The organism is Thermodesulfovibrionales bacterium, assembly GCA_035686305.1.
Taxonomy (GTDB): Bacteria; Nitrospirota; Thermodesulfovibrionia; order Thermodesulfovibrionales; family UBA9159; genus DASRZP01.
The window spans coordinates 1-8,167 of the sequence record DASRZP010000137.1 but is presented as its reverse complement, the minus strand read 5'-3'; the positions used below and the strand labels follow the sequence as shown (position 1 = coordinate 8,167).

Genomic DNA, 8,167 nt, shown 5'->3' with positions numbered 1-8,167 from the left:
GGGGAGTTGCTCAGGAGGCCAGAAGGAGTTTGCAGAGCCCCTCGCGAGGGCGTCTGTTGCTGTCGGCGTTGACGGGCTCTTCCTCGAGGTCCATCCCGAGCCTGAAAAGGCGCTCTGTGACGGGCCTAACATGGTGAGACTGGATGAGCTTGAAAAACTCCTCGCAACGGTGAAGGCCCTCCATCATGTGCTGAGCTGTCGTCAGGATTAGGCAGTTCGTCCTCGTCTGAAAGAATTTAGTTGATCCCGAAGCTCGTAATCCACCGGTAGTAGGTGTCCTCTCCGTTCCCATCACTATCGTCGCCGTTGGTCCCTGATGGTGAGACATCGAGAATCAGCGTATACTGGCCTGATGGAAGGACAGAGAGAGGAACGTTGACGAGGAGGCCCTCGTTCAGGTCGTTGATCCTCATCTTCCAGAGAATAAGCTTTCTAACCTTGATCGGATGTGGTCTCTTCCCTGACTGTTGGTCCTCAGCCGCTACCGCTACTGCTGCCTTCGAGAAGGGCTTGAGGGAATAGGAGGAATCGAGGAAAAAGACTTCTGTAGGGTTAATCGACGAGGCATAGATGCCGAAGGCCACATCGACGGGCCCCGAAAGTTTGTCGAGAGCTACCGTAATATCGAAGGTATCTCCACCGTTCGCAACAGACCCGACGCCGATGGGCTTTGCCTGCGCAGGGTCTGTGCTCAGGACAGGTGACGCTACCGGATCATAGGTGAAACTCTGTTCTCCAGCCGGCAGCGGCATCGTTTCTCCTGACTGGGAAGCGTTGCTCATCGATGCCGCCATAAGCACGGCAACCAGCAGGAGGGTATTGACGAGAGTCTTGTTCTTCATCCTTGTCTCCTTCTTTTGCTCACGTGATGGGCTTGTGTGATCCACCAGATGGGGGGTTGAGTTCTTCTTCAGCCGAAATCCTCTGAGTGACATATCCGTTACCTCCTGCGGGACGATTTTCATCAGCACCACATCCCGTGCTATCCATTAAGAAAAGTCTAGTTCCTGAGAATGAAAAGATGATTAAAGCAGAATGAAGACTTTTTCATCTTCGTCAGGTTCGTTGTTAACAAGTGGAATTGTCCGGTTTTCCACAGACGGGCCGGAATGTGATACAATTGAGTGCAGGAGAAGAGATGGTATGGACGACGTTCTTCACATAGCAGCGAAGGTCCTCAGCGCAGAGGCGGATGCCGTCCTTGCCCTGAGAGAGAGGCTCGACAGCAATTTTGAGAAGGCTGTGGAGATTATCTACAGAAGCCTCGGCAGGGTTGTTGTTACGGGCATGGGCAAATCAGGGCTCGTCGGCAAGAAGATCGCTGCGACTCTCGCATCCACAGGTACCCCTGCCTTCTCCCTTCATCCGGCTGAGGCAAGTCATGGCGACCTCGGGATGGTCACGGCCGATGATGTGGTTATGGCCATTTCAAACAGCGGTGAGACCGAAGAGCTCGTCGGCCTGATACCGTTTCTGAAGCGCTTCAACGTGAGTCTCATCTCCATGACAGGAAATCCCGATTCGACCCTTTCAAAGACAGCGGATGTGAATCTTGATGTATCTGTAAAGGAGGAAGCATGTCCTCTCGGAGTCGTGCCGACGGCCTCTACGACAGCCGCAATGGCCATGGGCGACGCCATTGCCGTTGCCCTTCTCACAAAGAGGGGATTTCAGGAGGAAGACTTCGCCCTTTTTCATCCGGGCGGCAGCCTCGGAAAGAAGCTCTTCATTCAGGTCAGGGACCTTATGCACAGCGGTAAAGCCCTCCCCGTCGTATCTCCGGCCACGTCCATGATAGAGGCGGTTGTTGAGATATCGTCCAAGCGGCTCGGTATCACCCTCGTTACGGATTCGGAGAGCAAGATCCTCGGTGTTGTCACCGACGGCGACCTGAGGCGAGGGATAGAGCAGTGGGGAAAGTCCCTCTTTGATATGAGAGCAGAAGAGGTCATGACAAAGAAACCCAAGACGATTGGAGGGAGTGAGCTTGCGGCAAAGGCCCTCTCGATCATGGAGCGGCATGCCATCACGTCTCTTGTCGTCCCCGATGACGACGGCCGTGCCCTGGGTGTCATCCACCTACACGACATATTGAAGAAGGGGATCGTCTAGGGTTAAGATTCTGCTTAGCTTTTCCGGCCTGACATTCTGCTAACACCTGAATTCACAACAAAAGAATAGACAAATCAAAGACTTATGTCTTCCCTCATTTTTCTATTGACAGGCACAATATATTGTGGTTTAATTACTCGAAAGTATAAATTCAATACAATATAAACGGATCTCAAACTTAGAAATCAGATTCATCCTGTTATGAGAAAACAAGCCAATCATAGGGAGGTATTATGGCAGTATCGCACCTGAATCTGTCGCCGAATGCTGTTAAGGTTATCGAGAAGAGGTATCTCAAGAAGGATGAAAACGGAAAAATCGTCGATACCCCTGGAGAGATGTTCAGGAGGGTTGGACGGGCCATAGCCGCTGCCGATATGAAGTACGGCAAGGCCCCTGCCGACGTTGCAAAGGCAGAGGAAGCATTCTGCGGGATGATGACTTCTCTCTCCTTTCTTCCAAACAGCCCGACCCTCATGAACGCCGGAAGGACCCTCGGCCAGTTGAGCGCATGCTTCGTCCTTCCTGTTGAAGACTCCATGGAATCGATCTTCGACGCCGTCAAGAATGCCGCAATAATCCATAAGTCGGGCGGCGGAACGGGATTCAGTTTCTCCCGCCTTCGTCCGGGCGGTGATGTCGTAGGGTCGACAAAGGGGGTGTCATCAGGCCCCATATCGTTCATGACGGTCTTCGACACGGCGACAGAAGCAGTGAAGCAGGGCGGCACAAGGCGCGGAGCCAACATGGGACTCCTGAGAGTAGACCACCCCGACATCCTCGCCTTCATTACGTGCAAAGACGAAAACACAAGGCTCAATAATTTTAATATATCCGTCGGTTTGACCGAAGAATTCATGAAGGCCCTCTTCGAAGATGGCGAATACGATCTCGTCAACCCGAGGAAGAGAGTGGTTTGCGGCAGACTCAGGGCAAAGGAGGTCTTCCGTCTCATCGTTGATCACGCATGGAAAAACGGCGAGCCCGGCATAGTATTTCTCGACAGGCTGAACGCCTCCAATCCAACGCCCCATGTAGGAGAGATAGAGTCGACAAACCCCTGCGGAGAACAACCTCTCCTCCCCTATGAGTCCTGTAACCTCGGTTCGATAAACCTCGCAAAGATGGTCAGAGGCTCGGAGCCCGACTGGGAGCAACTCAGAGAGACCGTATGGAAGGCGGTCCATTTTCTCGACAACGTGATCGATGCAAACAGGTACCCTCTTCGCAGGATAGAGGAGATGACCCTTTCAAACAGGAAGATAGGGTTAGGGGTCATGGGGTGGGCCGATATGCTCATACAGTTGGGGATCCCCTACAATTCGTCAAAGGCGATCGAGATGGCTGAAAAGGTGATGGGCTTCATCCAGACGGAAGGGAGGAATGCATCCGTATCACTGGCGGAAGAACGCGGGGTATTTTCGAACTATCAGGGGAGCATATACGAGGGCAGGATAGGCCTCAGGAACGCAACGGTTACAACGATCGCTCCCACAGGGACCCTCTCGATCATCGCTGCCTGCTCTTCAGGCATTGAACCGCTCTTTGCCGTCTCCTATGTAAGGACCGTTATGGAAGGGACGAAGCTCATCGAGGTCAATCCATACTTCGAAAAGGTCGCCAAAGAGCGGGGGTTCTGGTCGAGGGAACTCATGGAGAGGATTGCCGAGAAAGGTACGATTCAGGGTTTTCAAGAGGTCCCCGAGGATATAAGAAAGGTCTTTGTGACAGCCCACGACATAACGCCCATGGAGCACATAAAGATGCAGGCGGCTTTCCAGCAGTATGTCGATAATGCCGTCTCAAAGACCGTTAACTTTCCCCATCATGCAACACCCCAGGACGTTGAAGATGTTTATCTCCTTGCCTATAAACTGGGATGTAAAGGCGTGACGGTCTATCGCGACGGATCAAGGGAAGAACAGGTTTTATCGACGGGAAAGACAAAAGAGGGCAGGGCACAGGCCCCTGGCCATGGGCAGTCCGAAGCCGACGGCTCTTGCGGCAAGATCATACCGAAGAAGAGACCCGAGGTGATCAAAGGTGTAACACGATTTATGAAGACGGGGTGCGGGAACCTCTATGTTACGATCAATGAGGACGAAAAGGGTCAGCTCTTTGAACTTTTCACATCCATGGGCAAGGCCGGAGGGTGCGCCTCAAGCCAGGCAGAGGCCATAGGGAGGCTCGTATCTCTCGCCTTCAGATCAAACATAGACCCCGCAGAAGTCATCAAACAGCTCAAAGGCATATCATGCCACCAGCCTGCATGGTGCAGTGGAGGGAAGATCCTCTCGTGCTCCGACGCCATCGCAAAGGCCATAGAAAAATACGCGACGAAGCCCGAAAACGGAAACGGCAACGGGCATAAGGATGACGATCATGAGATCTTGTTCATCGGCGCCTGTCCCGAATGCGGGGGGGCCGTTGAACACGAAGGGGGTTGCGCGATCTGCCACAACTGTGGGTTTACGAAGTGCGGGTAGGAACATGGTGAACAGGAAGAACGGAAAGACCCCTCCCGGCAGGCCTTCATGGGATGAGTATTTTATAGAGATAGCCAAGGTTGTCTCCTCGCGTTCGACCTGTCTCAGGAGGAGGTATGGGGCGGTCATTGTGAAGGACCACGTCATCGTGAGCACGGGATATAACGGCGCCCCGAGAGGATCGGTGAACTGCGTTGACCGGGACACCTGCAAAAGAAGGGAACTGAATGTACCGGCCGGCGAGAGATACGAGTTGTGCGAGGCTGTCCATGCCGAGCAGAATGCCATCATCAACGGTTCTCCTGAACGCATGAAGGACGCTGTCATCTATATCGCAGGATTTGAAGAAGACCAGACAGCAGCGGAAGGGAAGCCCTGCCTCCTCTGCAAGAGGATGATCAGGAACGCCCAGATCCAGCAGGTGGTCTATCTCTCAAAGAGCGGAGAGATCATCAGGATCGAGGACACGAGAGGGCTGGACGCGCCGGTCAATACTGGGTAAACGAATAGAACAACCCCGAACTACGTCCTCGTCAACTGCCGGTATTTGATCCTGTGGGGTTGGTCTGCGGCAGACCCGAGGCGCGCTTTCCTGTCGGCCTCGTACTCCGAATAGTTCCCTTCGAACCAGACAACCTTGCTGTCCCCTTCAAAGGCCAGGATGTGGGTCGAGATCCTGTCGAGGAACCATCGGTCATGGCTTATAACAACGGCACAGCCGGCGAAGTTCTCGAGCGCCTCTTCAAGGGCACGCATCGTGTTCACGTCGAGGTCGTTCGTCGGCTCATCAAGGAGAAGGACGTTCGCCCCTTCCTTCAGTGTCCGGGCAAGATGGACACGGTTACGCTCTCCCCCTGACAGGAGGCCGATCTTCTTCTGCTGGTCGGATCCTGAAAAGTTGAACTTCGCCACATAGGCACGGGAGTTGACCTGCCTTTTACCGAGTTGGATCGTCTCCTCCCCGCCTGAAATCGCCTCCCAGATCGTTTTGTCAGGGTCGAGGGCTTCGCGGCTTTGATCGACATAGGCAAGCTTGACGGTCTCTCCAAGCCTGAAAGTCCCCGAATCAGGCTTCTCCTGCCCCGTTATCATTCTGAAGAGGGTCGTCTTCCCGGCGCCGTTGGGCCCGATGATGCCTACGATTCCGCCCGGCGGAAGGGAAAAGGACATCCCCTCAATAAGTATCCGGTCACCATATGCCTTGGTCACCTTATCAGCCTCGATCACCACGTCGCCCAGCCGCGGTCCCGGTGGAATATAGATCTCCATGTCTTTTGCGCTCTTCTCGACATCCTGGCCAAGGAGCGATTCATAGGAAGCGATGCGGGCCTTTGATTTTGCGTGGCGCCCTTTTGGCGACATCCGGATCCACTCAAGCTCACGCTCCAGGGTCTTCCGGCGGCTGCTCTCGGCCTTCTCCTCCTGTTGCAGCCTGTTCTTCTTTTGCTCAAGCCACGACGAGTAGTTGCCCTTCCATGGAATCCCTTGCCCCCGATCGAGTTCGAGGATCCAGCCTGCCACATTGTCGAGAAAATAACGGTCATGGGTGACGGCGATCACCGTTCCCGGATAACTCTGGAGATGATGCTCGATCCATGCTACCGACTCTGCATCGAGATGGTTGGTAGGTTCATCGAGGAGAAGGATGTCGGGTTTCCTGAGGAGCAGACGGCAGAGGGCCACACGACGCTTTTCTCCGCCTGAAAGCACCGTTACCGGCGTGTCTCCCGAAGGACATCGCAGGGCATCCATTGCCATCTCAAGCCGTGAGTCAAGGGACCATGCGTCGAGGGCCTCGAGTCTTTCCTGCACCTCTCCCTGCTTTTCGATGAGCCTGTTCATCTCGTCGTCGGACAGAGGCTCGGCAAATTTCTGGTTGATCCTGTTATATTCGCTGAGCGTATCGACAGTCTCCTGCACACCCTCCTGAACGATTTCACGCACGTTCTTCCTTTCATCGAGCCGGGGCTCCTGCTCCAGGTATCCGACGGTATATCCCGGCGAAAGAACGGTCTGGCCGAGAAAGTCCTTGTCAACACCGGCCAGGACGCGAAGCAGAGAGCTCTTTCCCGAACCGTTCAGACCGAGGACACCGATCTTGGCCCCATAGAAATACGAGAGATAGATATCCTTGAGCACCACCTTCTTGTCATAGTATCTGCTTACTCCGACCATAGAATAGATAACTTTGTTCGGTTCATCGCCCATCTTACTCCGCACTCCTCTCTTCGTAGTCTCAGATCCTCCGGCCCCGACCTTCTCAGAAGACAGGGCCGTCTCTCTACTATATCCGATCTTTCCGGCAAAGAAAACCACATTTCCCGTATAATGGTGGTAAGCGACTTCCATTGGCTCTGGAAGAGATACCTGACTTTCACCTCAAGGCAAGGTGTAGCAGGACCGCAAGTGCATGAGCTTCTTTCTCAAAGTGTCGGATCGAGACGAACGTTGAGAATAGGCCGGAGGGAGATAAATTCTTGTGCGAGTTCGTCCATGCCTTTTGGTATAAGCATTTCTCAAGAAGTGGAGAGGAGGAACTATGATGGCAAGAATCATCACGTATGAGTGTGAAGAGTGTGGCCACCGGATTGTTTCCACGCCGACAGGCGAAACCCGCCTGGAGCCCATATACTGTTGCGGTGCGGTAGTGACGGAGATCTCTTCCGGCAAGGGCAAGGAGGGGAGACAAAAGAAGACGACGAAGAGGACAGCAAAAAAAGAAGTCCCGCAAAAAAAGAAGAGGACGGCGAAAAAGAAGTCTCCAAAGAAATAACGGGCTTGAGAAAAGAGCCCTCTCTGAGAGCAATAACGGAGAGGGCCCGGCGGAAACCTACCGGTCTCTTCTATAGAAGGAAGACTTGAATCTCTCCGGATGAAAGGGCTCGGTCCTCACTACTCTGCATCCCGGGAGGCGGGCGACAATCTCCTCTTCAGAGACACGCTGATCATACCCCAGGGCCACGACTGCGGGCGAGAGCTCATCAAGGATAACAAAGAGGTCCTCATTGAGATTACCGAGGACAACCTTCTTTGGGATACCTGTTGCCTCAACGTTCGACTTCCGAAGATTCTCATCATGGTCAGGGCTGGCGCCCTTTATCTTTTTGACCGTCTCGTCCCTCGCAACAATCACAATGAGTTCATCGCCGAGGGCAGATGCCTGCATGAGGAAATTGAGATGCCCCGGATGGAGATGATCAAAGGTCCCTGCACATACAACTCTCCCGCTCATCAATCAACTCCGACCATCAGTCCTTCGGAGAGAAAATCTTTGCATATTCAATGGCTATGGCAGCCTGTTCTGCAAGGGCCGTTGCAAACTCAATCTCATCTTCGTGAAAAATTCTCTTCTTCTTCGTGAGAATCCTCATGACACCGATCACCGTCCCCCGGAAGATCATCGGGACAACGAGCATGCTCCCTATGCCTTCTTTCTTCGCTTCCTCCTTGTAGACTATCCGCGGGTCTGTCGTGACGTCATAGATGGTCACGGGCCTGCCGTCGAGGGCATCGGCAACACTCCTTTCGGCGTCAACGGGTCCCTTGTTCAGATAGGTCTCGCTGAGCCC

The 8,167-nt window shown here is 53.7% G+C and carries 9 protein-coding genes; 5 read left to right on the top strand and 4 right to left on the bottom strand.

The window, feature by feature from the left end:
- On the top strand, positions 1-211 hold a 211-nt coding region (locus tag VFG09_15060), incomplete at its 5' end, for a 3-deoxy-8-phosphooctulonate synthase (GenBank protein HET6516471.1).
- Positions 212-236: 25 nt separating this feature from the next.
- On the opposite strand, the gene VFG09_15055 is transcribed toward VFG09_15060, so the two are convergent.
- Positions 237-842 (bottom strand): hypothetical protein, encoded by a 606-nt coding sequence (locus VFG09_15055; protein HET6516470.1) that lies wholly within the window; start codon positions 840-842, stop codon positions 237-239.
- 301 nt (positions 843-1,143) lie between these two features.
- Between VFG09_15055 and VFG09_15050 the strand changes: the two genes are divergently transcribed.
- The 3 genes from VFG09_15050 (at position 1,144) to VFG09_15040 (ending at position 5,100) form a co-directional block, all read left to right on the top strand.
- Complete coding sequence (locus VFG09_15050) at positions 1,144-2,112, top strand: KpsF/GutQ family sugar-phosphate isomerase (GenBank protein HET6516469.1); 969 nt, start codon at positions 1,144-1,146, stop codon at positions 2,110-2,112.
- A gap of 233 nt (positions 2,113-2,345) precedes the next feature.
- Complete coding sequence (locus VFG09_15045; protein ID HET6516468.1) at positions 2,346-4,598, top strand: vitamin B12-dependent ribonucleotide reductase; 2,253 nt, start codon at positions 2,346-2,348, stop codon at positions 4,596-4,598.
- A gap of 4 nt (positions 4,599-4,602) precedes the next feature.
- Complete coding sequence (locus VFG09_15040) at positions 4,603-5,100, top strand: dCMP deaminase family protein (protein HET6516467.1); 498 nt, start codon at positions 4,603-4,605, stop codon at positions 5,098-5,100.
- Positions 5,101-5,120: 20 nt separating this feature from the next.
- On the opposite strand, the gene ettA is transcribed toward VFG09_15040, so the two are convergent.
- On the bottom strand, positions 5,121-6,947 hold the full coding sequence (ettA, locus tag VFG09_15035) for an energy-dependent translational throttle protein EttA (protein ID HET6516466.1): 1,827 nt from the start codon (positions 6,945-6,947) through the stop codon (positions 5,121-5,123).
- 190 nt (positions 6,948-7,137) lie between these two features.
- On the opposite strand from ettA, the gene VFG09_15030 reads away from it, so the two are divergent.
- Positions 7,138-7,371 (top strand): hypothetical protein, encoded by a 234-nt coding sequence (locus VFG09_15030; protein ID HET6516465.1) that lies wholly within the window; start codon positions 7,138-7,140, stop codon positions 7,369-7,371.
- A 57-nt stretch (positions 7,372-7,428) separates the two neighbouring features.
- On the opposite strand, the gene VFG09_15025 is transcribed toward VFG09_15030, so the two are convergent.
- Positions 7,429-7,830 (bottom strand): adenylyltransferase/cytidyltransferase family protein, encoded by a 402-nt coding sequence (locus tag VFG09_15025; GenBank protein HET6516464.1) that lies wholly within the window; start codon positions 7,828-7,830, stop codon positions 7,429-7,431.
- Between the two features lie 16 nt (positions 7,831-7,846).
- A partial coding sequence (locus VFG09_15020) for a GAF domain-containing protein (GenBank protein ID HET6516463.1) occupies positions 7,847-8,167 on the bottom strand: 321 nt, incomplete at its 5' end.